The 26,043-nt window shown below is 59.6% G+C and carries 21 protein-coding genes; 12 read left to right on the top strand and 9 right to left on the bottom strand.

What is annotated here, in order from left to right; all coding sequences use genetic code 11:
• The first annotated feature begins 11 nt into the window (after positions 1 to 11).
• The 5 genes from ABFB52_RS05285 (at position 12) to ABFB52_RS05265 (ending at position 5,588) form a co-directional block, all read left to right on the top strand.
• Entirely contained in the window at positions 12 to 1,607 is a 1,596-nt protein-coding gene (locus ABFB52_RS05285; protein ID WP_102687359.1) for an ABC transporter substrate-binding protein, read from the top strand.
• A 73-nt stretch (positions 1,608 to 1,680) separates the two neighbouring features.
• A complete protein-coding gene (locus ABFB52_RS05280) occupies positions 1,681 to 2,691 on the top strand; it encodes an ABC transporter permease subunit (protein ID WP_007953665.1) in 1,011 nt (336 codons plus the stop codon).
• A gap of 11 nt (positions 2,692 to 2,702) precedes the next feature.
• Positions 2,703 to 3,629 (top strand): ABC transporter permease subunit, encoded by a 927-nt coding sequence (locus ABFB52_RS05275; protein WP_039769224.1) that lies wholly within the window; start codon positions 2,703 to 2,705, stop codon positions 3,627 to 3,629.
• A gap of 10 nt (positions 3,630 to 3,639) precedes the next feature.
• Positions 3,640 to 4,608: an ABC transporter ATP-binding protein gene (locus ABFB52_RS05270; RefSeq protein ID WP_011332433.1), complete on the top strand. Its 969-nt coding sequence runs from the start codon at positions 3,640 to 3,642 to the stop codon at positions 4,606 to 4,608.
• On the top strand, positions 4,608 to 5,588 hold the full coding sequence (locus ABFB52_RS05265; RefSeq protein WP_085746899.1) for a peptide ABC transporter ATP-binding protein: 981 nt from the start codon (positions 4,608 to 4,610) through the stop codon (positions 5,586 to 5,588). Before ABFB52_RS05270 ends, ABFB52_RS05265 begins: the two co-directional genes overlap by 1 nt.
• A gap of 107 nt (positions 5,589 to 5,695) precedes the next feature.
• On the opposite strand, the gene ABFB52_RS05260 is transcribed toward ABFB52_RS05265, so the two are convergent.
• Positions 5,696 to 5,956 (bottom strand): hypothetical protein, encoded by a 261-nt coding sequence (locus ABFB52_RS05260; RefSeq protein ID WP_129972359.1) that lies wholly within the window; start codon positions 5,954 to 5,956, stop codon positions 5,696 to 5,698.
• A 335-nt stretch (positions 5,957 to 6,291) separates the two neighbouring features.
• The gene (locus tag ABFB52_RS05255; RefSeq protein WP_011332431.1) at positions 6,292 to 7,875 is read right to left on the bottom strand and encodes a peptide chain release factor 3; all 1,584 of its coding nucleotides are present in this window, start codon (positions 7,873 to 7,875) and stop codon (positions 6,292 to 6,294) included.
• Positions 7,876 to 8,231: 356 nt separating this feature from the next.
• Here ABFB52_RS05255 and ABFB52_RS05250 point away from each other — a divergent pair, with 356 nt between their 5' ends.
• From ABFB52_RS05250 to ABFB52_RS05230, 5 genes are all read left to right on the top strand, one after another.
• Positions 8,232 to 8,921 carry an ABC transporter permease gene (locus tag ABFB52_RS05250; RefSeq protein ID WP_172667905.1) on the top strand — a complete coding sequence of 230 codons (690 nt, stop codon included), beginning with the start codon at positions 8,232 to 8,234 and terminating at the stop codon, positions 8,919 to 8,921.
• Between the two features lie 20 nt (positions 8,922 to 8,941).
• The gene (locus ABFB52_RS05245; RefSeq protein WP_103385641.1) at positions 8,942 to 9,835 is read left to right on the top strand and encodes a glycine betaine ABC transporter substrate-binding protein; all 894 of its coding nucleotides are present in this window, start codon (positions 8,942 to 8,944) and stop codon (positions 9,833 to 9,835) included.
• A gap of 13 nt (positions 9,836 to 9,848) precedes the next feature.
• Positions 9,849 to 10,502, top strand: a complete 654-nt coding sequence (locus tag ABFB52_RS05240; RefSeq protein ID WP_007953690.1) for an ABC transporter permease — start codon at positions 9,849 to 9,851, stop codon at positions 10,500 to 10,502.
• On the top strand, positions 10,499 to 11,653 hold the full coding sequence (locus ABFB52_RS05235) for an ABC transporter ATP-binding protein (protein ID WP_007953692.1): 1,155 nt from the start codon (positions 10,499 to 10,501) through the stop codon (positions 11,651 to 11,653). Before ABFB52_RS05240 ends, ABFB52_RS05235 begins: the two co-directional genes overlap by 4 nt.
• An 858-nt stretch (positions 11,654 to 12,511) precedes the next feature.
• On the top strand, positions 12,512 to 13,675 hold the full coding sequence (locus ABFB52_RS05230) for a type III PLP-dependent enzyme (protein ID WP_007953693.1): 1,164 nt from the start codon (positions 12,512 to 12,514) through the stop codon (positions 13,673 to 13,675).
• 60 nt (positions 13,676 to 13,735) lie between these two features.
• Here the strand turns inward: ABFB52_RS05230 and ABFB52_RS05225 are convergent, their stop codons facing one another.
• Positions 13,736 to 14,494, bottom strand: coding sequence for a tetratricopeptide repeat protein (locus ABFB52_RS05225; RefSeq protein WP_256578380.1), 759 nt, complete (start codon positions 14,492 to 14,494; stop codon positions 13,736 to 13,738).
• Entirely contained in the window at positions 14,495 to 15,175 is a 681-nt protein-coding gene (locus tag ABFB52_RS05220; protein WP_085746897.1) for a Fe2+-dependent dioxygenase, read from the bottom strand. It abuts the gene before it with no gap.
• A 207-nt stretch (positions 15,176 to 15,382) separates the two neighbouring features.
• Between ABFB52_RS05220 and ABFB52_RS05215 the strand changes: the two genes are divergently transcribed.
• Complete coding sequence (locus ABFB52_RS05215) at positions 15,383 to 17,704, top strand: TonB-dependent siderophore receptor (protein ID WP_129972360.1); 2,322 nt, start codon at positions 15,383 to 15,385, stop codon at positions 17,702 to 17,704.
• 132 nt (positions 17,705 to 17,836) lie between these two features.
• Positions 17,837 to 20,365: a sulfite reductase flavoprotein subunit alpha gene (locus ABFB52_RS05210; protein ID WP_085746895.1), complete on the top strand. Its 2,529-nt coding sequence runs from the start codon at positions 17,837 to 17,839 to the stop codon at positions 20,363 to 20,365.
• 58 nt (positions 20,366 to 20,423) lie between these two features.
• Here the strand turns inward: ABFB52_RS05210 and ABFB52_RS05205 are convergent, their stop codons facing one another.
• The 5 genes from ABFB52_RS05205 to ABFB52_RS05185 all read right to left on the bottom strand — a co-directional run bounded on the left by ABFB52_RS05205 (position 20,424) and on the right by ABFB52_RS05185 (position 25,659).
• Entirely contained in the window at positions 20,424 to 21,965 is a 1,542-nt protein-coding gene (locus ABFB52_RS05205; RefSeq protein ID WP_129972361.1) for an alkaline phosphatase D family protein, read from the bottom strand.
• A 223-nt stretch (positions 21,966 to 22,188) separates the two neighbouring features.
• Positions 22,189 to 22,860 (bottom strand): uracil-DNA glycosylase, encoded by a 672-nt coding sequence (locus ABFB52_RS05200; RefSeq protein ID WP_129972362.1) that lies wholly within the window; start codon positions 22,858 to 22,860, stop codon positions 22,189 to 22,191.
• Complete coding sequence (locus ABFB52_RS05195) at positions 22,857 to 24,071, bottom strand: nucleoside triphosphate pyrophosphohydrolase family protein (protein WP_129972363.1); 1,215 nt, start codon at positions 24,069 to 24,071, stop codon at positions 22,857 to 22,859. The genes ABFB52_RS05200 and ABFB52_RS05195 overlap by 4 nt, the downstream gene beginning before the upstream one ends.
• Positions 24,072 to 24,822: 751 nt before the next feature.
• Positions 24,823 to 25,269 (bottom strand): hypothetical protein, encoded by a 447-nt coding sequence (locus tag ABFB52_RS05190; protein ID WP_129972364.1) that lies wholly within the window; start codon positions 25,267 to 25,269, stop codon positions 24,823 to 24,825.
• A 144-nt stretch (positions 25,270 to 25,413) separates the two neighbouring features.
• Positions 25,414 to 25,659 (bottom strand): hypothetical protein, encoded by a 246-nt coding sequence (locus tag ABFB52_RS05185; RefSeq protein WP_129972365.1) that lies wholly within the window; start codon positions 25,657 to 25,659, stop codon positions 25,414 to 25,416.
• Between the last annotated feature and the right edge of the window lie 384 nt (positions 25,660 to 26,043).

The raw sequence follows: 26,043 nt of genomic DNA, 5'->3' as shown, positions 1-26,043 counted from the left end.
GAGGGTTCTTGATGAAAATGCTTCCCCTACGTGCGGCCATCGCGGCTGCGTTGCTGAGTGTCGCTGTCGGCGTCTCGGCCAAACCCTTGGTGGTCTGCACCGAAGCCAGCCCGGAAGGCTTCGATATGGTCCAGTACACGACTGCAGTCACTGCCGACGCGGTGGCCGAAACCATCTTCAACCGTCTGGCGGACTTCAAGCCCGGCACCACCGAAGTGATTCCGGCGCTGGCCGAGTCCTGGGACATCAGCGAAGACGGCCTGACCTACACGTTCCACCTGCGCAAAGGCGTCAAGTTTCACACCACCGAATATTTCAAGCCGACCCGCGACATGAACGCCGACGACGTGGTCTGGAGTTTCCAGCGTCAGCTGGACCCGAATCACCCGTGGCACAAGCTGTCGAGCGTGGGCTTTCCGTACTTTGAAAGCATGGGCTTCAAGGAACTGCTGAAAGGCGTCGAGAAAGTCGACGACAACACCGTCAAGTTCACCCTGACCCGTCGCGAAGCGCCGTTCCTGGCCGACATCGCCATGGCGTTCTCCTCGATCTATTCGGCCGAATACGCCGACCAGTTGCTCAAGGCCAACAAGACCGGCGACCTGAACAGCAAACCGGTCGGCACCGGCCCGTTCATCTTCCAGCGTTACGCCAAGGACGCCCAGGTACGCTTCAAGGCCAACCCGGACTACTTCCGCGGCAAGGCGCCGGCTGACGCGCTGATCCTGGCGATTGCCACCGACAACAACGTGCGTTTGCAGAAGCTCAAGGCCAATGAGTGCCAGATCGCGCTGTATCCGAAACCGGATGACATCCCGAGCATCAAGAAAGACAGCAACCTGAAAGTCGATGAAATGGACGCGATGACCGTCTCGTACATCGCCATGAACACCCAGCACAAGTACATCAGCGACGTGCGGGTGCGCAAAGCGATCGACATCGCCTTCGACAAGGAAGCCTACGTCAACGCCCTGTTCGGCAAAGGCAACGCCAGCGTGGCGGTCAACCCGTACCCGCCGACCCTGCTGGGCTACAACCACGAGCTGAAAAACCCGCCACGAGACCTCGACAAGGCCCGCGCCCTGCTCAAGGAAGCCGGTGTACCGGAAGGCACCACGTTCACTCTGTTCACCCGCAACGGCGGCGGCCCGACCAACCCGAACCCGATGCTCGGCGCGCAGATGATGCAGGCCGACCTGGCGAAAGTCGGGATCAAGATCGACATCCGCGTGATGGAATGGGGCGAGATGCTCAAACGCGCCAAGGCCGGCGAGCACGACATGGTTTCGGCCGGATGGGCGGGCGACAACGGCGACCCGGATAACTTCCTGACGCCTATGCTCAGTTGCGAAGCGGCCAAGAACGGCGAAAACTACGCTCGCTGGTGCAACGAGAAATTCCAGGCCCTGCTCGACGAAGCACGGGCTAAAGTAGATCCGGCCGAACGCGCCAGGCTGTATGAGCAGGCTCAAGTGCTGTTCAATCAGGACCAACCGTGGATCAGCATGGCCCACACCCGCATGTTCACCGCAATGCGCAACAACGTAGAGGGTTATCACATCAGCCCTCTGACAACCAATAACTTCGCCACCACCCAGGTGAAGTAGATAAGAAACTCCCGGCGATCCTGACCCCAGGGTCGCCGGGCACGCCTAACCGGCTGATGAGGTACCACACACGATGTTTAGTTTTATTGCCCGCCGACTGGGGTTATTGATCCCCACGTTTTTCGGCATCACCTTGCTGACTTTCGCGTTGATTCGCATGATTCCCGGCGACCCCGTGGAAGTGATGATGGGCGAACGTCGGGTCGACCCCGAAATGCACGCTCAGGCAATGGAACGCCTCGGTCTGAACAAACCGCTGTACGCCCAGTACCTGGACTACATCGGCAAACTGGCCCACGGCGATCTCGGCGAATCCCTGCGCACCCGTGAGAGCGTATGGACCGAGTTCACCTCCCTCTTCCCGGCGACCCTGGAACTGTCCATGGCCGCCCTGCTGTTCGCCGGCATCCTGGGCCTCCTGGCCGGGGTGATCGCGGCCCTCAAGCGAGGATCCCTGTTCGACCACGGGGTGATGGGCATCTCCCTCGCGGGTTATTCGATGCCGATTTTCTGGTGGGGTCTGATCCTCATCATGTTCTTCTCGGTGAGCCTGGGCTGGACCCCGGTGTCCGGGCGGATCGACCTGCTTTACGACATCGAGCCGCGCACCGGTTTCATGCTGATCGACACCCTGCTGGCCGATGACATGGGCGCCTTCCTCGATGCCCTGCACCACCTGATCCTGCCGGCCATCGTGCTGGGTACCATTCCGCTGGCGGTGATCGCGCGGATGACCCGTTCGTCGATGCTCGAAGTACTGCGTGAAGACTACATCCGCACCGCCAAGGCCAAAGGCCTGTCGCCGTCGCGCGTGGTGTTCGTGCACGGCCTGCGCAACGCGCTGATCCCGGTACTGACCGTGGTCGGCCTGCAAGTCGGCACCCTGCTGGCCGGTGCGGTCCTGACCGAAACCATCTTCTCCTGGCCCGGCATCGGTAAATGGCTGATCGAAGCCATCGGCGCCCGGGACTACCCGGTTGTGCAAAACGGCATCCTGTTAATCGCCTGCCTGGTGATTCTGGTCAACTTCGTGGTGGACATCCTCTACGGCTTTGCCAACCCACGCATCCGTCATCAGCGCTGAGGTCAATACCCATGAGCACTCCAACTTCCTCAGTAGTCACCGCCGCCACCGCCGTGGATCAAAGTCTGCTGTACCCGTCCCCGTACAAAGAGTTCTGGCAGGCCTTCGCCAAGAACAAGGGCGCCGTCGCCGGCCTGCTGTTCATGCTGCTGGTGATTTTCTGCGCGATCTTCGCGCCGTGGGTCGCCCCGCATAACCCGAGCGAGCAATACCGCGACTTCCTGCTGACGCCGCCGGCGTGGCTCGAAGGCGGGCAGATGCAGTTCCTGCTCGGCACCGATGAACTGGGTCGCGACCTGCTGTCGCGTCTGATCCAGGGTTCGCGCCTGTCGCTGCTGATCGGTCTGTCGTCGGTGGTGATGTCGCTGATCCCGGGGATCCTGCTGGGTCTGTTCGCCGGTTTCTTCCCGAAAGTGGTCGGCCCGACCATCATGCGTCTGATGGACATCATGCTGGCCCTGCCGTCGCTGCTGCTGGCCGTGGCGATCGTCGCCATCCTCGGCCCAGGCCTGATCAACACCGTGATCGCGATTGCCGTGGTGTCCTTGCCGTCCTACGTGCGTCTGACCCGTGCCGCCGTGATGGGTGAGCTGAACCGCGACTACGTGACCGCCGCGCGCCTGGCCGGTGCCGGTCTGCCACGCCTGATGTTTATCACCGTGCTGCCGAACTGCATGGCACCGCTGATCGTTCAGGCGACCCTGAGCTTCTCCTCGGCGATCCTCGATGCCGCCGCCCTGGGCTTCCTCGGCCTCGGCGTCCAGCCGCCAACCCCCGAGTGGGGCACCATGCTGGCTTCGGCCCGCGACTACATCGAACGCGCCTGGTGGGTGGTGAGTCTGCCTGGTTTGACCATTTTGCTCAGCGTGCTGGCAATCAACTTGATGGGCGACGGCCTGCGCGATGCGCTGGACCCGAAACTCAAGAACGCCGCCTGAGGAGATTCCCATGTCACTGTTAGAAATCAAGAATCTCAACGTTCGCTTCGGCGACAAGAACGCCACCCCGGTCGTCGACGGCCTCGACCTGAAAGTCGACAAGGGCGAAGTCCTGGCGATCGTGGGCGAGTCGGGTTCCGGCAAGTCCGTGACCATGATGGCGCTGATGGGCCTGATCGAGCACCCAGGCATCGTCACCGCCGACTCGCTGAGCTTCGACGGCAAGAACATGCTCAAGCTGAACAACCGCCAGCGTCGGCAGATCGTCGGCAAAGACCTGGCGATGGTGTTCCAGGACCCGATGACCGCGCTGAACCCGAGCTACACCGTCGGTTTCCAGATCGAAGAAGTGCTGCGCCTGCACCTGAAAATGTCCGGCAAGCAAGCGCGTAAACGTGCGATCGAACTGCTGGAAAAAGTCGAAATCCCGGGTGCCGCCAGCCGTATGGACGCCTATCCGCACCAACTGTCAGGCGGCATGAGCCAGCGTGTGGCGATTGCCATGGCGATTGCCGGCGAGCCGAAACTGCTGATCGCCGACGAACCGACCACAGCACTCGACGTGACGATTCAGGCGCAGATCATGGACCTGCTGCTGGCGTTGCAGAAAGAGCAGAACATGGGCCTGGTGCTGATCACCCACGACCTCGCCGTGGTAGCCGAAACCGCCCAGCGCGTGTGCGTGATGTACGCCGGTCAAGCCGTTGAAGTCGGCCAGGTGCCGCAGCTGTTCGACATCCCGGCCCACCCGTACAGCGAAGCGCTGCTCAAGGCGATTCCGGAACACAGCCAAGGGGCCGAGCGTCTGGCCACACTGCCGGGCATCGTTCCCGGCCGTTACGACCGCCCGCAAGGCTGCCTGCTGTCGCCGCGCTGCCCGTACGTCCAGGACAGCTGCCGCGCGCAGCGTCCGACCCTTGACCCGAAAAGCCACAGCCTCGCCCGCTGCTTCTATCCGTTGAACCAGGAGGTGGCGTAATGGCCGTCGTACTTACCGCCCGCGACCTGACCCGTCACTACGAAGTCTCCCGTGGCCTGTTCAAGGGCCACGCCACCGTGCGCGCCCTCAACGGCGTGTCGTTCGAGCTGGAAGCCGGCAAGACCCTCGCCGTCGTCGGTGAATCGGGCTGCGGCAAATCCACCCTCGCCCGCGCCCTGACCCTGATCGAAGAGCCGTCGTCCGGCTCTCTGAAAATCGCCGGGCAGGAAGTGGCCGGCGCCGACAAGGCCCAGCGCAAGCAACTGCGCAAAGACGTGCAGATGGTGTTCCAGAGCCCGTACGCATCGTTGAACCCACGGCAGAAAATCGGTGATCAGCTGGCCGAGCCGCTGCTGATCAACACCAACCTCTCGGCTGCCGAGCGTCGCGAGAAAGTCCAGGCGATGATGAAGCAGGTCGGCTTGCGTCCCGAGCACTATCAGCGTTACCCGCACATGTTCTCCGGTGGTCAGCGTCAGCGTATCGCGCTGGCCCGCGCCATGATGCTGCAACCGAAAGTGCTGGTGGCGGACGAACCGACCTCGGCGCTGGACGTGTCGATCCAGGCGCAGGTGCTGAACCTGTTCATGGACATGCAGCAGGAGTTCAACACCGGTTACGTGTTCATCTCGCACAACCTGGCGGTGGTGCAGCACGTGGCGGATGACGTGATGGTGATGTACCTCGGTCGCCCGGTGGAAATCGGTCCGAAACACGACATCTATGCCCGTCCTCTGCACCCGTACACCCAGGCGCTGTTGTCGGCGACGCCGACCATCCATCCGGATCCGGACAAGCCGAAAATCAAGATCGTCGGCGAGCTGCCCAACCCGCTGAACCCGCCGCCTGGCTGCGCGTTCCACAAGCGCTGCCCGTACGCCACCGCGCGTTGCAGCAGCGAAGAGCCGGTCCTGCGCCAGCTCGACACGCGTCAGGTTGCATGCCACTACGCCGAGCAGTTCCTCGACGGCGCGGCATGAAAAAACCCGCCCCGTTTCCCGGGGCGGGTTGTTGATGAGTTGACCAAACCCCTTCTGCCCCGATTGCGCATCGATCGGGAAAGAAGGGGTTTTCTTTTGCGCGTAATCTACGTCTGGCTATCGCCTTCGTCCGCATCGTCGGAGTCCGGCTCATCGGTGGTCGAATCGTCATCGTCGGCGCTGCCGCCCTGGCCCTGATCGCCCGGCTCGGACGCGGACTTGGCCAGCATCAGCGCGCTTTGCCCCACCTGCCCGCTGGAGGCCTGGGTATCGTGATCCTCGCACTCGGCCCAGGCCGTCGCAGTGCCGAGGGACAGCATCACCATCACTTTCAACAGCAGCAGAACGCGTAGCAACCTGTTTTTCATAGTCGATTCCATCCCTTCGCAGGTGAAACACAAATGCCTGGCTGATGCTCTGTGAAATCTAGTTCCGAACAGCCGGGTTCACCAGATAGGACGTTGTGGAGCAGCTGGAAATGCCGTGGCTGTAGAGACTGGTTGGAAATAACGCCTATACCCAATCCATCTAAATGTGGAAGGTCTCCTGCGGGAGCGAGCCTGCTCGCGATGGCGATTTATGAGCCCGGTCAACTTCGGCTGACCATCCGCTATCGCGAGCAGGCGCGCTCCCACAGGTATTTTCCGGCAATAAAAAACCCCGCAGCTTTCGCGACGGGGTTTTGGGTGCAGCCAATCAGCGCTTAGTGGTGCTCGCGCGTCGCACGGAATTTCACATCCGGCCAGCGCTCTTCCATCAGGGCCAGGTTGACGCGGGTCGGCGCGAGGTAGGTCAGGTGACCGCCGCCGTCCAGTGCCAGGTTTTCCACGGCCTTGTTGGAGAATTCCTCCAGCTTCTTCTTGTCGCTGCATTCGATCCAGCGCGCGGAGTACACGGTGATCGGCTCGTAGGAGCACTCGACCTTGTATTCCTCTTTCAGGCGGCTGGCGACCACATCGAACTGCAGCACACCAACGGCGCCGAGGATGATGTCGTTGCTGCGTTCCGGGAAGAACACCTGGGTCGCGCCTTCTTCGGCGAGCTGTTGCAGGCCCTGGCGCAGTTGCTTGGATTTCAGCGGGTCGCGCAGGCGTACGCGGCGGAACAGTTCCGGGGCGAAGTGCGGGATACCGGTGAAGCCCAGGGTTTCGCCTTCGCTGAAGGTGTCGCCGATCTGGATCGTGCCGTGGTTGTGCAGACCGATGATGTCGCCGGCGTACGCCTCTTCCAGCTGTTCACGCTCGGAGGAGAAGAACGTCAGGGCGTCGCCGATGCGCACGTCCTTGCCGGTACGTACGTGGCGCATCTTCATGCCTTTCTCGTACTTGCCGGAGCAGATACGCATGAACGCAATGCGGTCGCGGTGTTTCGGGTCCATGTTCGCCTGGATCTTGAAGATGAAGCCCGAGAACTTCTCTTCCACCGGCTCCACCGTGCGCTCGTTGGCTACGCGCGGCAGCGGGCGCGGGGCCCAGTCGACTACAGCGTCGAGCACGTGGTCGACACCAAAGTTGCCCAATGCAGTACCGAAGAACACCGGGGTCAGTTGACCGTCGAGGAACTCCTGCTGGTTGAACTCGTGGCAGGCGCCCTGCACCAGTTCCAGCTGTTCGAGGAAACGCTCGTACTCGTCGCCCAGATGCGCGCGGGCTTCGTCGGAATCGAGCTTCTCGATGATCTTGGTTTCGGTGCGTTCGTGACCGTGACCGGCGGTGTAGACAATGATGTAGTCGTCGGCCAGGTGGTACACACCCTTGAAGTCGCGGTAGCAACCGATCGGCCAGGTGATCGGCGCAGCTTTGATCTTCAGGACGGCTTCGATTTCGTCGAGCAGTTCGATCGGGTCGCGGATGTCACGGTCGAGTTTGTTGATGAAGCTGACGATCGGCGTGTCACGCAGACGGCAGACGTCCATCAGCGCGATGGTACGTGGCTCTACGCCTTTACCGCCGTCGAGGACCATCAATGCCGAGTCCACCGCGGTCAGGGTGCGGTAGGTGTCTTCGGAGAAGTCTTCGTGGCCCGGAGTGTCGAGCAGGTTGATCATGTGTTCGCGATACGGGAACTGCATGACCGACGTAGTAATCGAGATGCCCCGCTGCTTTTCCATCTCCATCCAGTCGGATGTTGCGTGGCGGTCGGATTTACGGGATTTCACCGTACCGGCCACAGCAATCGCCTTGCCCATCAGCAAGAGCTTTTCGGTGATGGTGGTTTTACCGGCATCGGGGTGGGAAATAATGGCGAAAGTGCGGCGTTTCGCGACTTCGGCGGCCTGTCTGGTCATGGGAAATCGCCTGGCGGTGATTCAAAAAAGGGCGGCGATTATAGCCCAACTCGATTCAATAACCGAACCGTTGAGCACATTAAGGGTGGCCAAATGCTGCCTCAGATGGGAACCTTTTAAAGCACGGAGACGTCCATCCCCTGTAACGACATTTCGTCAGGGGCTGAAAAATCAGCAAGTTAGCCTGACGAGGCTGCGCTCATGGCTGGCTTTCAGACCGCTTTTGCCGGGCTGAAAAAAAGCTGCTTCTCGCGAACACTGACTCCGGCAGCCAGGCATGGCATGCCACACGGAGCAGCGGTCGCCGACTAAAAAAAAGGAGTCCGCCTGTGGCTATCCGCTATGGCAAAGGGCTGATGGGAGGTGCGGTGGTGATCGCGCTCCTGGCCCTGCTGGTCCACTGGATCGGCATCAACACGATCGAACACTACCGCGACGATTTGTTGTTTTACCTGCAAGCTCACCTGATTCTCGTCCTCGCCTCAATGCTGGCCGCCCTGGTCGTGGGCATTCCCGCCGGTATATTCCTGAGCCGCCCGACCATGGTCGGCCGCGCCGAACGCTTCATGCAGATCTTCAACATCGGCAACACCGTGCCGCCGCTGGCCGTGCTCGCGATTGCCCTGGGGATTCTCGGCATCGGCAGCGGTCCGGCGATCTTCGCTTTGTTCCTCGCCTCGCTTTTGCCGATTGTGCGCAACACCTATGAAGGCCTGAAAAACGTTCAGGGTTCGCTGAAAGAAGCCGCCGTCGGGATCGGCATGACGCCGCGTCAGGTGCTGTGGAAAGTCGAGCTGCCCAACGCCGTGCCGATCATCGTCGGCGGTGTGCGGGTGGCGCTGGCGATCAACGTCGGTACGGCGCCGCTGGCCTTCCTGATCGGCGCCAACAGCCTCGGCAGCCTGATCTTCCCCGGCATCGCCCTGAACAATCAGCCGCAACTGCTGCTCGGCGCCGCGTGCACCGCGCTGCTGGCCCTGCTGCTCGATGGCGTGGTCACCCTCGCCAGCCGTCTCTGGCTGGAACGCGGTTTGCGCCCGTCTTGAGGCTTTGCGAAGGAATATTTATGAAAAGACTTAGTTTGATTCTGGGCTGCGTGCTGCTTTTCGCAGGCATCGCCCAAGCCGCCGACAAACCGGTGATTCGCCTTGGCGCCCGTGTATTCACCGAGCAGACCCTGCTCGCGGAAATCACCGCGCAATACCTGCGCAGCAAAGGCTACGACGCGCAGATCACCGGTGGCCTGGGCAGTAACCTGGCCCGCAGCGCCCACGAAACCGGACAACTGGACATGCTCTGGGAATACACCGGTGTGTCGCTGGTGGCCTACAACCACGTGACTGAAAAACTCGACAGCGCACAGTCCTACGCCCGGGTCAAAGAACTCGATGCGAAAAAGGGGCTGGTCTGGCTCACGCCGTCGAAATTCAGCAACACCTACGCCCTCGCCCTGCCGAAGACTGTGGCCGAGGAATATCCGCAGATCCACACCATCAGCCAGTTGAACGAAGTGCTGCGCGCTGAAGCCAAAACCAATCATCTGGTCGCGCTGGACACCGAGTTCGCCAACCGTTCCGACGGTCTGGACGGCATGGTCAAGCTCTACGACATGAACCTGACCCGCCAGAACATTCGGCAGATGGACGCAGGGCTGGTCTACACCGCGCTGCGTAACGGTCAGGTGTTTGCCGGTCTGGTCTACACCACCGACGGTCGCCTCAACGCGTTCGGACTGAAGCTGCTGGAAGACGACAAGCATTACTTCCCGGACTACACCGCCGCGCCAGTCGTGCGTCAGGCCTACCTCGACGCCCACCCGCAACTGGCCGAGCAACTCAAGCCGCTGGCCGAACTGTTCGATGACGAAACCATGCGCCAGCTCAACGCGCGGGTCGACGTCGATCACGAGAGCCCGTCGAAAGTCGCTGCCGACTTCCTGCGCCAGCACCCACTGAACTAAAGGAGGAAAAGTCATGGAATTTTTGAACGCCTTTTCCCACCTCGACTGGCAGCAGGTAATGCACCTGACCTGGCAGCACATCACCCTGGTCGGCATCGCCGTCAGCCTGGCGATCCTCATCGGCGTGCCGCTGGGCATTTTGATGACGCGCTTCCCGAGCCTCGCCGGTCCCTTGCAGGCCAGCGCCACGGTGCTGCTGACCGTGCCGTCGATTGCGCTGTTCGGCCTGCTGCTGCCGTTCTACTCGAAATTCGGCCAGGGCCTCGGCCCGATGCCGGCGATCACCGCCGTGTTCCTTTATTCACTGCTGCCGATCATGCGCAACACCTACCTCGCCCTGACCGGCGTCGAACCGGGCATTCGTGAAGCCGCGCGCGGCATCGGCATGACCTTCGGCCAGCGCCTGCGCATGGTCGAGTTGCCAATCGCAGTGCCGGTGATCCTCGCCGGCGTGCGTACCGCCGTGGTGATGAACATCGGCGTGATGACCATTGCCGCAACCATCGGCGCCGGCGGCCTCGGCGTGCTGATCCTCGCCTCCATCAGCCGCAGCGACATGTCGATGCTCATCGTCGGCGCGCTGCTGGTCAGTCTTCTGGCGATCTTCGCCGACCTCATTTTGCAGTGGCTGCAACGTTCGCTGACTCCAAAAGGACTCCTCAAATGATCGAACTTCAAAACCTCAGCAAGACCTTCCAAAGCAACGGCAAAGATGTGAAAGCCGTGGACTCGGTAAGCCTGACCGTCAATGAAGGCGAAATCTGCGTGTTCCTCGGGCCATCGGGTTGCGGCAAAAGCACCACGCTGAAAATGATCAACCGCCTGATCAAGCCGACCTCGGGCAAGATCCTGATCAACGGCGAAGACACCACCGACCTCGACGAAGTGACCCTGCGCCGCAACATCGGTTACGTGATCCAGCAGATCGGTCTGTTCCCGAACATGACCATCGAAGAGAACATCGTCGTGGTGCCGAAACTGCTCGGCTGGGACAAACAGAAATGCCACGACCGCGCCCGCGAACTGATGAGCATGATCAAGCTTGAACCCAAGCAATACCTGCATCGTTACCCGCGTGAATTGTCCGGCGGCCAGCAGCAACGGATCGGCGTGATCCGCGCGCTGGCGGCGGATGCGCCGCTGCTGCTGATGGACGAACCGTTCGGTGCGGTCGACCCGATCAACCGCGAGATGATCCAGAACGAGTTTTTCGAGATGCAGCGTGCGCTGAACAAGACCGTGATCATGGTCAGCCACGACATCGACGAAGCGATCAAGCTCGGTGACAAGATCGCAATCTTCCGCGCCGGCAAACTGTTGCAGATTGACCACCCGGACACCCTGCTCGCCCATCCGGCGGACGACTTTGTCAGCAACTTCGTCGGTCAGGACAGCACCCTCAAGCGTCTACTGCTGGTGAAGGCTGAAGATGCGGCGGATAACGCGCCGTCGGTGAGCCCGGAAACCCCGGTGGCCGATGCGCTGGAGTTGATGGACGAGCATGACCGTCGTTATGTCGTCGTCACTGACGCGGAGAACAAGGCGCTGGGTTATGTGCGCCGTCGTGACCTGCATCGTCAGACCGGCACCTGTGCGCAATTCCTGCGCGAGTTCAACGCCACGGCGGCATACGACGAGCATTTGCGCATCCTGTTGTCGCGCATGTACGAGTTCAATCGGGCATGGTTGCCGGTGATGGATGCCGAGCGAGTGTTCCTCGGCGAAGTCACCCAGGAGTCGATTGCGGCGTACCTGAGTTCGGGTCGATCGCGCGGAATGAAGACCAATATTGTGTCGCCAGCCGAGGCGGTGGCCTGATCAAACGCAAAAGGGCTGTTCGACAGCCCTTTTTTTCGACCACCGGAACCTGAAAGCCGTGATTTTTTTGCAAGCGAAGAGCCGACAAGAAATATCAACACGTGAGAAAGCTGACCCTGTCCGCGAATGTCAGCATTAACCAGCAACTTCCCCCTCATTTCCCCTTCTCGCCGCCAACGTCGCCGATGTTGAAGTGAACGCACTTATCTAAGACTTGGCACACATCAGCGTCGAACGTGCAGGTATTTTTAACACCTGAAAATTATTGCGGAACATCTGACCGTCATCTCGGTCGGCTACAAAGAGTGATATCCGCGACGCACGTCAGAAGCGTGCAAAAACGCGACATTTTTAGTTGATCTCAGGCCCCTCACGCCCTAAAGTTCGCGCCGAACGTCCATGCTGGAAACGATCCATCCGGCTCAAGTACTGACGACGAGACAGCAAGGCCAAGGGAAAGAAAGACTACATTTCCCATGGCCTTTTTGCTTTCGGCGACATGCCTTGGGAAGTAGGCGAACCAAAGTGGGGATACGGAGGGCGTTCAGGAGGGTGTGTCATCAATGAATTCACGAGTGCGCCGGGTCTGCTTTTGCGCAGGGCAAGGCGCGAGGCCCGCAGTTTGGTTGTTCCAAATAAGGGACGAGCAACGCAGCCCTGCGCAAAAGCAGGCCCGGCCCTTCGGGTTGTGCCTGAGCGCGCGCCATGCTGCGTTGCAGGCCTTGCGAAGGGAGCGACCATTAGCGGCGGCCTGCGCCTTGCCTGGCACGCGCTCAGGCGCAACGCACTCGCGAATTCATTGATGACACACCCTCGCACCCATTGTTTTTACGAGTTTGCCAATAGGAGCTCCCAAGTATGTCGATCCAGGTCGAAGACTATTTCGCGCGCGAAACCTTTCAGAAAATGAAGGCGTTCGCCGACAAACAGGAAACCCCGTTCGTGGTGATCGACACCGCGATGATCGCCCAGGCCTACGATGACCTGCGCGCCGGTTTCGAATTCGCCAAGGTCTACTACGCGGTCAAGGCCAACCCGGCCGTCGAGATCATCGACCTGCTCAAAGAGAAAGGTTCGAGCTTCGACATCGCCTCGATCTATGAGCTGGACAAAGTGCTGAGCCGAGGCGTCAGCGCGGATCAGATCAGCTACGGCAACACCATCAAGAAATCCAAGGACATTCGCTACTTCTATGAGAAGGGCGTGCGTCTGTTCGCCACCGACTCGGAAGCCGACCTGCGCAACATCGCCAAGGCCGCACCGGGCGCCAAAGTTTACGTGCGCATCCTGACCGAAGGCTCGACCACGGCCGACTGGCCACTGTCGCGCAAGTTCGGCTGCCAGACCGACATGGCCATGGATCTGCTGATCCTCGCCCGCGACCTGGGTCTGGTGCCATACGGCATCTCGTTCCACGTCGGTTCGCAACAGCGTGACATCAGCGTCTGGGACGCGGCGATCGCCAAGGTCAAAGTGATCTTCGAGCGCCTGAAAGAAGAAGACGGCATCCACCTGAAGCTGATCAACATGGGCGGTGGCTTCCCGGCCAACTACATCACCCGCACCAACAGCCTGGAAACCTACGCCGAAGAAATCATCCGCTTCCTGAAGGAAGACTTCGGTGATGACCTGCCGGAAATCATCCTGGAGCCAGGTCGTTCGCTGATTGCCAACGCCGGCATCCTGGTCAGTGAAGTGGTGCTGGTCGCGCGTAAATCCCGCACCGCCGTCGAGCGTTGGGTTTATACCGATGTGGGCAAATTCTCCGGCCTGATCGAAACCATGGACGAAGCAATCAAGTTCCCGATCTGGACCGAGAAGAAAGGCGAGATGGAAGAAGTCGTGATCGCCGGCCCGACCTGCGACAGCGCCGACATCATGTACGAAAACTACAAGTACGGCCTGCCGCTGAACCTGGCGATCGGTGATCGCCTGTACTGGCTGTCGACCGGTGCGTACACCACCAGTTACAGCGCGGTAGAGTTCAACGGCTTCCCGCCGCTGAAATCGTTCTACGTGTAAGCGATGCTGGCGTAATGCAAAAAGCCCATGACGTGTCATGGGCTTTTTTATGGATGCGATTCAGGCGTTCTGTAACTCGGTGCAACGGTGAGCGTAGGCCTGCGCAAGCGCCTGGATTCGCGGATCGGTTGCGCTCGCCAGCGTCTGGCTGGCCACGCGCAGGAAATTCAGGTTGCCGCCAGTCAGCGCTTTCTCCAGCCAGATGAGCGCATCATCGATCCGCCCCTCATCTGCCAGCACCGCTGCATAGCTGAATTGCCCGCGAAAGTCCCCGCCCTCGGCCGAACGTCGATACCAGTCACGAGCCGCTGCGGGATCCGCCGCACACACCTGCCCTTCCTCCAGATAACGCCCGAGCAGGTTCATCGACTTGGCATGCCCGACCTCGGCCGCGCTTTGATACAGCGCGATGGCCTGAAGATGATCGACCGCAACACCGCGCCCGGTTGCCAGCAGGTTGGCCAGGTTATACATCGCCCAATCCAGCCCGGCATCCGCTGCAACGCGATATTGCTGGGCGGCAATCGCTGCGTCGGCCACACAACCCCATCCGTGCTCATGGCAGCGACCGAGCATGTTGCGCGCCATCAGATGACCTTGCCCGGCGGCAATCTCAAACCAGCGCAAGGCCAGCGGCTGGTCCTGAGCGATCCCGTGACCATCGAGCAGGATCTGCCCGAGCAGCGCCTGCGCTTCCAGCACGCCCTCACCCGCCGCCAGCAGAATTGCCTGCGCTGCGCGGGCAGGACTCTCTTCGAGCATGGCGGTGAGGCGTTCGCCGTCGAGGACTTCTTCGCGACGTAACCGAAAATCCGCCACTTACACCTCGACCCAGCGACGCAGCAGGTTGTGGTAAGTGCCGGTGAGGCGGATCAGCGAAGGGTGATCGGGCATGTCCTGGGTCAGTTGCTGGATCGCCCCGTCCATCTCGAACAGCAAGGCTCGCTGGCTGTCTTCGCGCACCAGACTTTGGGTCCAGAAGAACGAGGCATAACGCGCGCCGCGAGTGACTGCGTTGACCTTGTGCAGGCTGGTGCCGGGATACAAGACCATGTCGCCGGCGGGAAGCTTCACTCGCTGGGTGCCGAAGGTGTCCTGGATCTCCAGCTCGCCGCCGTCGTAATCCTCTGGCTCGCTGAAGAACAGCGTGGCCGACAGATCGGTGCGCACGCGCTCGATGCTGCCCTTGGGCTGACGCACCGCGTTGTCGATGTGGAAATCGAAACTGCCGCCCGCCGAGTAGCAGTTGAGTAACGGCGGGAATACTTTGTGCGGCAGCGCGGCCGACATGAACAGCGGGTTTTTCCACAGGCGTTCAAGCATCGCGGCGCCGATTTCCTTGGCCAGCGGATGGCCTTCCGGCAGTTGCAGATTGTGCTTGGCCTTGGCCGATTGATAGCCGGCGGTGATCTTGCCATCGGCCCAGTCGGCCTGTTCCAGCGCCTCGCGAATACGCTGCACTTCGTCTTTCGCGAACAGCCCGGGGATGTGCAGCAGCATGGCAATGTCACCTGATGGCAAAGAGGCGGCAATGGTATTGATTCTTATTGACTGTGTAAAACCCGCTAGACGAATGAACTGGTAAAAACCGTAAGGTTAAATTGTAAAGAATGTAAATTTGTCGCGAATAGTAATGTTTCGCAATTGATACGAATACCTGTTTACCCTATATTCCGCCGCCTCAAATCCTTGGGGAGGGGAATAAAAATGGCACGTCAACCAGCACAAGTACCGGTCAGTTCACCACGTCTTCTCGCTTCCGCCATCGGCGTGGCGATCACCGCCGGCTCCGCAGGCCACATGGTGTTCGCCGCCGAAAAAACCGACAGCAAAGCCACCGGCAATGCCATCGCCCTGGACGCCACCGCCATCACCGGCGAAGCCCAGGACTCGACGTCCTACCAGGTCGAGAAAGCCTCCTCGCCCAAGTACACCGCGCCGCTGGTTGATACCCCGCGCTCGGTCACCGTTATCCCGCAACAAGTCCTGAAAGACACCGGCGCCCTGAACATGCAGGACGCGCTGCGCACCGTGCCGGGCATCACCTTCGGTGCCGGTGAAGGCGGTAACCCGCAGGGCGACCGTCCGTTCATCCGCGGTTTCGACGCCCAGGGCGACACCTACCTCGACGGCGTGCGCGACACCGGTTCCCAGAGCCGCGAAATCTTCGCCGTGGAAAACATCGAAGTCAGCAAGGGCCCGAACTCCGCCATCGGCGGTCGCGGCGCGGCGGGCGGCAGCATCAACCTGGTGAGCAAGAAAGCGCACCTGGGCAACTCGTTCGACGGTGGTTTCACCTGGGGCTCCGACCAGACCCAACGCTACACGATGGATGGCAACTACCAGTTCAGCGACACCGCTGCCGGCCGTCTGAACCTGATGAGCCACGAGAGCAACGTCGCCGGTCGCGACAAAGTCGACTACGACCGTTGGGGCATCGCGCCGTCCCTTGCCTTCGGCCTGGGCACCGACACCCGCGTCAACCTCGACTACTACCATCTCGAAAGCAACGACACCCCGGACTCGGGCATCCCTTACACGATTCCGGCCGGTGGCTCGGCGGCGCGCACCAAGTCCAACCCGGACAAGCCGTACGCCGGCGGCGATCACAGCAACTTCTACGGTCTGGATCGCGACTTCCGCAAGGGCCGCACCGACACCGCGACCTTCGCCATCGAGCATGACCTGAGCGACTCGCTGACGATCAAGAACACCCTGCGTCACGGCACCAGCATGCAGGATTACATCCTGACCCAGCCCGACGACAGCAAAGGCAACGTGAACAACGGCAGCGTCTGGCGTCGCGCGAACACTCGCGTGAGCAACACCGAGACCACCACCAACCAGACCGACCTGTTCGGCAACTTCTACCTCGCCGGCTTCAAGAACAGCTTCTCCACCGGTGTCGAATACACCCGTGAGGAAAGCAGCAAATCCTCGTACAACGTCAACACCGACACCACGCCGCGCACCTCGGCCGTGACCACCAACTGCAACCCGGGCCTGATCGGTGCTGCCAGCGGCTACAATTGCACCTCGCTGTCGAACCCGAACCCGAACGATCCGTGGAACGGCGCAATCTCGCGCAACTACGCCGGCACCGACACCCAGTCCGATACCTACGCGCTGTATGCGTTCGACACCCTGGAGCTGTCCGAGCAATGGCTGGTGAACATGGGCCTGCGTTACGACCACTTCGAAACCGGCTACAAGACCTACACCGCCGCCGGCAACACCACCTCCAAAGGTTCTGACACCAGCGAGTTCGTCACCGGTCAGCTCGGCATCGTCTACAAGCCGGCAGAGAACGGCAGCATCTACGCGTCCTACGCCACCTCGGCCACTCCGCCGGGCAACACCCTGGGTGAAGGTCAGGAAGGCAACCCGCTGGGCGGCACGCCGGATCGCAACGGCAACCTGCTCAAGAGCGACATGGAGCCGGAAACCACCAAGAACTACGAAATCGGTACCAAGTGGGATCTGCTGAACGATCGCCTGTCGCTGACCGCCGACATCTTCCGCACCGAGAAAGAAAACGCGCGTGTCCAGGTGGATACCACCTCGTACGAAAACGCCGGCAAGACCCGCGTTCAAGGTATCGAGCTGTCCGCCAGCGGCAAGATCACCGACAAGTGGCAAGTGTTCGCCGGTTACGCCTACATGGACAGCGAACAGATTGACGGTGGCGACCTGCCGGCCAACAAGGCCAACAACGGTAACGAGCTGCCTAACACGCCGAAAAACAGCGCCAGCCTGTGGACCACTTACCAGGTCACGCCGAAGCTGACTATCGGTGGCGGTGCGTTCTACGTGGATGAGGTGTTCGGCAGCGTGGCCAACACCACCATGGTCGATTCCTACGTTCGCTACGACGCGATGGCTGCGTACAAGCTGAGCAAGAACGTCGACCTGCAACTGAACGTGCAGAACCTGACCAACGAAACCTACTACGACAAGGCCTTCTCGACTCACTTCGCCAACCAGGCGGCGGGCCGTACGGCATTGCTGAGCACCAACTTCCACTTCTGATCGAAGAGGGAAGTACCGGGCCCCGTTCATTCATTTGAGCGGGGCTTTTGTGCGTAATAAAGAACGTTTCTCGATAGGCCACGGCATAATGCACGCCGTGAACACAATTTCCGAACGGACAAGGCAAGCGACGTGTTGAAGAAAACCCTGTTCCAGTTGCACTGGTTTTTTGGCATCACTGCCGGGCTGGTGCTGGCCCTGATGGGCATCACCGGTGCTGCCTATTCGTTTCAGGACGAAATCCTCAAAGCCCTCAACCCTTCCGTGTTGCAGGTCGAGAAGCAGGTCGCTGGCGTCCTGCCGCCCGCCGACCTGGTGGCGCAGATCGAAGCGGCCTCGGGCAAGAAAGTCTCGATGCTCTCGGTCGAGACCGAAAGCGGCAGCGCCGGCCGCGTCTGGTTCACCCCGCCCAAAGGCGAGCGCCGGGGCGAGATGCGCTACTTCGATCCCTACACCGCCGAGTTCAAGGGCGACGCCACCGGCCAGGACTTCTTCGGCCTGATGCTGCGACTGCACCGGTTCCTCGCCATGGGCGATACCGGCCGCAACATCACCGGCGCCTGCACCCTGATGCTGCTGTTCTTCTGCCTGTCTGGCCTGTACCTGCGCTGGCCGCGCCAGTGGAACAGCTGGCGCGTGTGGCTGACCCTCGACTGGAAGAAAAAGGGCCGCAGCTTCAACTGGGATCTGCACTCGGTGTTCGGCACCTGGTGCATGCTGGTTTACCTGCTGCTGGCGCTGACCGGACTGTCCTGGTCCTATGAGTGGTACAACAAGGGCCTGACCAAATTGCTCTCCGATGCGCCGCAAAACGAGCGCGTGCGCGGCGGTCGTGGCCCGGCCCCCGAAGGCCCGGCGCCGACTGCCGATTACGCCGCGATGTGGGTCAGCATCTACAGTTCCGCAGGTCCGGGCCTCGCCTCCTACAACATCCGCATGCCGCCGGTGGCCGGCCAACCGGCGACCGTGTTCTATCTGCTCGACAGCTCGCCCCATGACCGCGCGCTGAACCAGATCACCCTCGACCCGGCCACCGGCGTGGTCAAGCGCGTCGACCGCTACGCCGACAAAAGCTTCAAGGCGCAATTGCTGACCAGCATTTACGCGCTGCATGTCGGCAGCTATTTCGGATTGGTCGGACGGATCATCGTCACAGTCGCGGCGGTGTTGATGCCACTGTTCTTCATCACCGGCTGGTTGCTGTATCTGGATCGCCGCCGCAAGAAAAAGCAGATCAAGGATGCCCGCAAAGGTCTCGACCAACCGGCCGGCGATACACCGGCGTGGCTGATCGGTTTCGCCAGCCAGAGCGGTTTTGCCGAGCAACTGGCGTGGCAGACCGCCGGCCAGTTACAGGCGGCCGGATTGCCGGTGAAGGTGCAGCCGCTGGCGAATGTCAGCGAGCAGGATCTGCGCGAATCGAACAACGCGCTGTTCGTGGTCAGCACCTTCGGCGACGGCGAAGCGCCGGACAGCGCTCGCGGTTTCGAGCGCGAAGTGCTGAAGAACGCCTCGACCCTCGACAGCCTCAATTACGCGGTGCTCGGCCTCGGCGACCGTCAGTATCAGCACTTCTGCGGTTTCGCCCGACGCCTGCATCAATGGCTGGGCGAACACGGCGGCAAGACCCTGTTCGCCCCGGTGGAAGTCGACAGCGGCGATCCTTACGCCCTGCGTCACTGGCAGACCCAGCTCGGCCTGATCACCGGGCAAGCACCGGTCGATACCTGGCAGGCACCGAGCTACGAGAACTGGACGCTGGTGCGCCGCGACCTGATGAACCCGGACAGCAGCGGATCCCCCGTCTTCCTGCTCGGCCTGACCGCGCCGACCTCCCGCAGCTGGCTGGCCGGCGATCTGGTGGAAGTACTGCCACGCAACTGCCCGTGGGCGATCGAGCATTTCCTCGACGGCCTCGGCATCCGTGGTGAAACCAGCGTCAAGGTCAACGGCCTGGAAGAGTCGCTGGAGGTCGCCCTCGCCACCCGCCAGCTGCCCGAGCACCGCGCGCATCTGGTGGGCCTGCACGCTCAGGCGCTGGTCGATGCGATGGTGCCGCTGGCGATGCGCGAGTACTCGATCGCCTCGATTGCCGCCGACGGCGTGCTGGAGCTGATCGTGCGTCAGGAACAACACGCCGACGGCAGCCTCGGCATCGGTTCCGGCTGGCTGACCGAGCATGCTCCGGTCGGCGGCAGCATCAGCCTGCGGGTCCGCCGCAACAGCGGTTTCCATCTGCCGAACGCTCCGGTGCCAATGATCCTGCTGGGCAACGGCACTGGCCTCGCCGGGCTGCGCAGCTTGCTCAAGGCGCGGATCGCCGACAATCAGCAGCGTCATTGGCTGCTGTTTGGCGAGCGCAATCGCGAGCACGATTTCCTCTGCCGTGCGGAGCTGGAAGAGTGGTTGATCAATGGCGATCTGGAACGCCTGGATCTGGCGTTCTCGCGGGATCAGGCCGAGAAGATTTACGTGCAGGATCGTCTGCGCGAATCGGCCGGCGAGTTGAAGAAATGGCTGGCGGACGGTGCAGTGATCTACATCTGCGGCAGCCTTCAAGGCATGGCGTCGGGCGTGGATCAGGTGCTCAATGAAGTGCTGGGCGCCGCTGAAGTCGAACGCCTGATCGAACAGGGTCGCTATCGCCGCGACGTTTACTGATTCACCTTGGGTCACTGTGGGAGCAACCTTGCTCCCACAGTGACCCAAGGTGCTGCATTCAGACCGGCTGCAGCTTCTGCTCGAACACCGCAACACCCTCCAGATCCCGCAACACCACGCTCATCTCCCCGCTCTGGCCGTCAATGTTCACCTCACCGAAAAACTGAAACCCGGCAAACGGCGAGGCGTTCTGTACCGCCGGCGCCTTCTCGAATACCACTTGCGGGCCAAAGGTCTTGTCCAGCGGATTGGGTCCGAAACTGCCGGCGTTCAACGGTCCTGCGACAAACTCCCAGAACGGTTCGAAATCCTGGAACGCCGCGCGATCCGGGTGATAGTGATGCGCCGCGCAGTAATGCACGTCCGCCGTCAGGAACACGAAATTGCGCACCTGCTGCGCGCGCAAAAAGCCCAGCAGTTCGGCGATTTCCAGCTCACGTCCCTGCGCCGGACCTGGGTCGCCGTTGGCCACCGCTTCCCAGCGCGCAACACCGGGACTGACCTCGCCATCCGGCACGCCAAGACCAATCGGCATGTCGGCGGCGATGACCTTCCACTGGGCTTTCGACGCCTTCAGTCCGTGCTTGAGCCAGTTCAATTGCTCGCGCCCGAGGAACGGTTTTTCCGCCCCGAGATTGTCATCGTTGGCCCCGCGATAACTGCGCATGTCGAGCACGAACACATCGAGCATCGGCCCGTAGCTCAGCTTGCGATAGATGCGCCCGCCGCCATCGGCAGCCTGCAAACGCATCGGCGAATATTCGAGCCAGGCCTGGCGCGCACGGCCGACCAGGGTATGGATATTTTTTTCCTGATAACGTTCGTCGAGCTGTTTGCCCGGCGACCAGTTGTTGACCACTTCATGGTCGTCCCACTGCCAGATCTGCGGCACTTCGGCATTGAAGCGGCGGACGTTTTCGTCCATCAGGTTGTAGCGGTAATTGCCGCGATAATCGTCGAGGGTCTGGGCGACCTTGCTCTTGGCTTCCGTGGTGAGGTTGCGCCAGATCCGGCCACCCTCCGTGGTCAGTTGCGCCGGCACCGGGCCGTCGGCATAGATGGTGTCGCCGCTGTGGATAAAGAAGTCCGGCAGGCGCATGCGCATGGCTTCATAGATGCGCATGCCGCCGATATCGGGGTTGATGCCGAAGCCCTGGCCGACGGTGTCGCCGCTCCACACGAAGCGGATATTGCGCCGCGCGGTCGGTGCACTGCGCAAGTGACCGAGCCACGGTTCGCTGGCGACGCCGGTGCGGGCGTCCTTGAAATACACGCGGTAGAAAATCGCCTGATCGGCGGGTAACCCGGTGAGTTCGACGCGAGCGGTGAAATCGCTGCGCGCATCGGCCAGTGCCGAGACGACCCGGCGCGGATGGCGGAACTGGCTGCGGGTGTCCCACTCCACCACCATCTGCGCGGGGCGGTCGGCGCGGCTCCAGATCATCGCCCGGTCGCCCTGCAAGTCGCCGGATTGCACGCCGTCAGTGAGTTGCGGTCGATCCTTGACCGACGCGATCACGGCCGGCGCCAGCCCCGGCATCAGCAGTCCGGCACCGACGGCTTGCATCACGCGCCGGCGACCGGAATTGAAATCGCTCATGGTGTTCTCCCTGAAAAAGGAAAACTTAAGCACGTTCACATGACCCGGAAATGACACCTAAAGACGGTGAGAGCCAGCCTTGAATTGGAGAATTAAGAAAATCGCAGACGAGATAAATGTGAACCTTCATCGGTTCATCGGTTCATCGATATCGCCCTTACGCGTGCATTCGCGTTACAACTCGGCGCGTCGCTTCTGTTCTAAAAGAAATTTCAGATTATCTTCAGAACAGTGAGCCTTGGCGCTTTGGATTGAGCTCGTCTAATGGGATGTCGTAGAGAGCGCTCATTCCATTACGAAAGTCCTTGATTCCACCGTAACTAGGATGACGGATCGCGACCACCTCGACGCCAAACCGGCTGGCGTAGTTGAACGCATCCTGCCCAATCGCGACCACTCGACGAACCTTCAGCCACTTGATAAGCGTCTCGTTGAGAATATCTACTTGTTGGAGTTCCCGGGCTGTGAACTTACGATTAGTAAACGGATTTCCAGGCTCATGCGGATGAAATGGAAATACATTCCATAGCAAAGGAGGAAGCTCAACCGCACGCAACACCGACCAGATTTCAGAAGCTGTACGTTCCGCCAGCGCTGGACCAATAGTGGCTTGTTTGAAACTTGAGCCGGGATATCGCTGAGTCATCTCAGAAAGATGATACTCATCGGTAAGCGCCAAACCTGTCCGACGACCGCCACGGTAACCTAGGTCCCGCCCCATCCAAATCGTGTCTACGCCAATCTCGGCTGCCACTTTGAGATAGCCACGCAGGTTGCGTCGGCGCGCGGAGACGGCATCCGAGCGGTCGTGGACAGGGCATTTGTCAGCGTAAGGGTTGAATACATTATCGAGTTTCAACTCAGACAAGGCATTCACGAAGGCTGTAGGGGTCATTGCTGCTCGTTCTTTACAGGGGGTTCAAAACGCATAGTGTGTGCATGCACGTCGACAATCACCTTACCGCCGCGGTGCGTTTGCAACTCTCGGAAGATCTGAAAACCGGTCAGTATGGCTTTTTCCCACTGCCACAGTTTGCATCTCTCAACCTCGTAGCCCTCGACCATGCTCTTAATCTGTTTCAAAACCCCATAATCAAGGGCTCCAGGCTTGGCACCAACATAGAAGTTATGGCCTTTGGCGTGGTTGAAAATCCACGTCGCAATGCCTTCCTCGATGATCATCGCACGAGCTCCGTCCTCGTTCTCATCCTTCTTCGCATCGTATTTGCGCTTACGTTTGAGGAGAGCACGGAGCACAGGAGACCATCCAAGGAAGGCAACGTACGCTAAGTGGAACACATCGTGAAAACGATAGTCATCTGGTTCATTGCTGTTATCCGTCAGACGGTCACCGATGAAAACTCCTCGTAGGCTCTGGACGACATACCCGTTGTCCGGGGTTCCACGCTCAATAAACTCCATTGCCAGGTCGGACGGAAACTGCTCGTGCTCCGGTGCATCACTATCAAAAGCTGCGGAATAGACAGTGTCATCTTCTGGCCATCGGCTATGGATTTTTTCTAGATTCGCGCGGGCGATATCTTCCAACCTCAGATTGAAGCTTGCACATGCGATCGAAAGCTCTGCGAGGTGCATGCCCAGATTGTCACATCGACTGAGCGGAGGCATGGTCATGTAGTTTTCATAACTCATCTCAGCCATTAAGCCGGCGTGGTTGGCCAAGTTTCCCAGTTGCACGGATCGGTTGATAGATCCGGGGCTCCGGCGAATCTCCATCAAACTGTCGATGTGGCGGAATGTGACAGGGATGACGGGGTCTTGCTCATTTTCACCGTAGCGAGAGCGCAAAATTGCAATGCAGCGCTCCCCAATCTGATTATGTTCTACGTCCACCAATGCCGCGATATTTATAAGATACCAAAGAGCATCTCCTAGTTCTTCAGCTGCCAACTCAGTAACTGTCGTTGCTAGATTGTCACGCCGTACTTTTTTCACTGCTGAGAGTAAGCCGCCAACCTCACCAAAATAGCCAAACTTTAGTTGTTGGAAGCCTTCAGCGTCTTTATCGAACTGGTTTGTCCCTGAGGCTTTCAGCCTATACTCAGAGATACATAGAGGCACAAGCTGCGGCATAGGCTTAGTCATGTAAAATCCCTTTCTTATCATTCCCGCGACGATAAAATCTCTTTAACTCAGCTGAAATATTGAGAATCTCATAGTCGACCCTCAGCAACTGAATTCAAGCCGAATTGATACTAATCTGGCGCAATAGCCTGCCAGTTCTCGATTCAACGCCATGAGGCCGGTCGGTTCTGGTATCCACGTGTAGGAAGTGACTCGAACCAAGCAACCACTTCTGCCCGGAAGTTTTCCGAATACTTGCTCCGGCAGCCCCGGGGCGGTGGGTAAAGATCTTGTCCCTCAAAGTTACGTAGGTATGCGGGTATGGCTGCCGAATTGCCTCCCCAATACACGAAATCGTCTCCTACAAGGACATTATCTGAACTGGTATCCCTTTCAAGATTAGCTCTGTTAGTTCGGCCGTCTACGTGACTGTGATGGGAGTCTTCCTGCACCCATGCACCGTCGACAATGTGATAAATATTGTCTCCGTAAGCCATGCTGTTGCTAGAGTAGTGATCCGGCTGCTTTATCCTGAATCTCTCGTCATCCCAATATTGCTGAAACGAAAGCTTCTCGGAGACTCTCATAGCAAAAATCAATTTTTCCGGACGTTTAAGGCCAACACTTCCACAGCCGACGACAATATCGCCCACCCGGGCCGCTTTCCTGATTTGCGGCTTGCAAGTTCCCAACGTACAAACGCCGTGAAATGGATTTGGCGCGAAACCATAATCCCGTACGAGCCTATATGAGAATACTCTTGGAACTCGACTCATTGGCATTCAATCCGTTTGATAACACGCTTAGGGGGCGAACTACCATCAATGCGCTCCCAGACGTCTTGCCCCTGGATGACGTCTTTCAATTTTGGACTGTCTACCCTGAGCACGGAACTGGCAAGGTCATCAAATATTTGAGGTAGGGATTCAACATTCTCCGCAACAGCGACAATTCTTTTACCTGACGCCCCAGCGTGCCCTACCGCGCCGGTCAAGCATTCATGGTCTTCTTCAGGAATCAGGAATATGCAGATGACAGCATTGTCGATGCAGTTTTTGATTTCTTCAGGTACAGCTCCTGCTTGCGCCGCTTCTACGGTTTCCTGGTCAGCTTCCGCGATGCAAACGTCAAAACCTTCTTCTGCAAGGTGGGCAGACACCGAGGTTGCCTCGGCGTCCATACCAGATGTGAACACGATGCACGCTTTTTTATTGCTCATGGTTTGAAATCTCCTTTAACTGCCTGTTATCGGTTTTTATTTAAGATTCAGACTGAGCGCGAATAGGGTCGCTGACGATTCGATCAGTCCATGATCAGAAATTGAGATGTCGGAATGTCGATGAATTCGCAGTTTCGACGTGCTTCATTCTTCATCACTTTCGCTAAAGCTGTTCGTATGGTTATCGAAGCCAACGGTGCCCCCCCCATTCAAAGAGAGGGAGAGGTGCAGAAAGCCACGAAGCTTATCAATCGACTTAGGGACCTTTTGATTAGTGCTTAGGCCCATCGGCCAAGCGTCGTCTACTTCGGAAGGAAGCAATACGAATTGCTCGGGTGGGAGAAGGGCATCGTGGGGATTGCCCGATTGAGAATACGATTTAGCTTCCATGCGGTCCTCCGGCCAAAGTTTTTGCGCAAAGGGACTACCGCATTAGAAATGTCCATTTGCCACTATCATCATGGAATATCTATCCCGAGTTGCACAACCCCCGCTGATCGCTAAGGACATGTTCATCTATGGAATTCATTTTGATCGATCCCATCGACGCGACAAGCTGTTGCGGCAGCGGAGCATTTTGCTTGGCCGTTTGCGAATTACGCCCAAAGTGCGCCGGGCATAATGCTCAATTAGATGGAGTCGTAAGCACCTAAAGCATTGAAATCTAAGGTAGCTTAGATATTTATCGCGCTGAATTTTGGGCGCAAGGCATGATTCACGTGGGTAAATCTGACTAGCGCACGTCTGTAACGGCCTGGAGGGAAGCAGTCACAC

The sequence above is a fragment of the Pseudomonas sp. 9.2(2024) genome (assembly GCF_039695385.1).
Lineage (GTDB): Bacteria > Pseudomonadota > Gammaproteobacteria > Pseudomonadales > Pseudomonadaceae > Aquipseudomonas > Aquipseudomonas paraglycinae.
This window is presented reverse-complemented; position numbering and strand designations above follow the sequence as displayed.

Coding starts and splice junctions, on each gene's coding strand:
- ABFB52_RS05285 (WP_102687359.1), top strand. CDS start 12: ATGAAAATGCTTCCCCTACGTGCGGCCATCGCGGCTGCGTTGCTGAGT.
- ABFB52_RS05280 (WP_007953665.1), top strand. CDS start 1,681: ATGTTTAGTTTTATTGCCCGCCGACTGGGGTTATTGATCCCCACGTTT.
- ABFB52_RS05275 (WP_039769224.1), top strand. CDS start 2,703: ATGAGCACTCCAACTTCCTCAGTAGTCACCGCCGCCACCGCCGTGGAT.
- ABFB52_RS05270 (WP_011332433.1), top strand. CDS start 3,640: ATGTCACTGTTAGAAATCAAGAATCTCAACGTTCGCTTCGGCGACAAG.
- ABFB52_RS05265 (WP_085746899.1), top strand. CDS start 4,608: ATGGCCGTCGTACTTACCGCCCGCGACCTGACCCGTCACTACGAAGTC.
- ABFB52_RS05260 (WP_129972359.1), bottom strand. CDS start 5,956: ATGAAAAACAGGTTGCTACGCGTTCTGCTGCTGTTGAAAGTGATGGTG.
- ABFB52_RS05255 (WP_011332431.1), bottom strand. CDS start 7,875: ATGACCAGACAGGCCGCCGAAGTCGCGAAACGCCGCACTTTCGCCATT.
- ABFB52_RS05250 (WP_172667905.1), top strand. CDS start 8,232: ATGGGAGGTGCGGTGGTGATCGCGCTCCTGGCCCTGCTGGTCCACTGG.
- ABFB52_RS05245 (WP_103385641.1), top strand. CDS start 8,942: ATGAAAAGACTTAGTTTGATTCTGGGCTGCGTGCTGCTTTTCGCAGGC.
- ABFB52_RS05240 (WP_007953690.1), top strand. CDS start 9,849: ATGGAATTTTTGAACGCCTTTTCCCACCTCGACTGGCAGCAGGTAATG.
- ABFB52_RS05235 (WP_007953692.1), top strand. CDS start 10,499: ATGATCGAACTTCAAAACCTCAGCAAGACCTTCCAAAGCAACGGCAAA.
- ABFB52_RS05230 (WP_007953693.1), top strand. CDS start 12,512: ATGTCGATCCAGGTCGAAGACTATTTCGCGCGCGAAACCTTTCAGAAA.
- ABFB52_RS05220 (WP_085746897.1), bottom strand. CDS start 15,175: ATGCTGCTGCACATCCCCGGGCTGTTCGCGAAAGACGAAGTGCAGCGT.
- ABFB52_RS05215 (WP_129972360.1), top strand. CDS start 15,383: ATGGCACGTCAACCAGCACAAGTACCGGTCAGTTCACCACGTCTTCTC.
- ABFB52_RS05205 (WP_129972361.1), bottom strand. CDS start 21,965: ATGAGCGATTTCAATTCCGGTCGCCGGCGCGTGATGCAAGCCGTCGGT.
- ABFB52_RS05200 (WP_129972362.1), bottom strand. CDS start 22,860: ATGACCCCTACAGCCTTCGTGAATGCCTTGTCTGAGTTGAAACTCGAT.
- ABFB52_RS05195 (WP_129972363.1), bottom strand. CDS start 24,071: ATGACTAAGCCTATGCCGCAGCTTGTGCCTCTATGTATCTCTGAGTAT.
- ABFB52_RS05190 (WP_129972364.1), bottom strand. CDS start 25,269: ATGAGCAATAAAAAAGCGTGCATCGTGTTCACATCTGGTATGGACGCC.
- ABFB52_RS05185 (WP_129972365.1), bottom strand. CDS start 25,659: ATGGAAGCTAAATCGTATTCTCAATCGGGCAATCCCCACGATGCCCTT.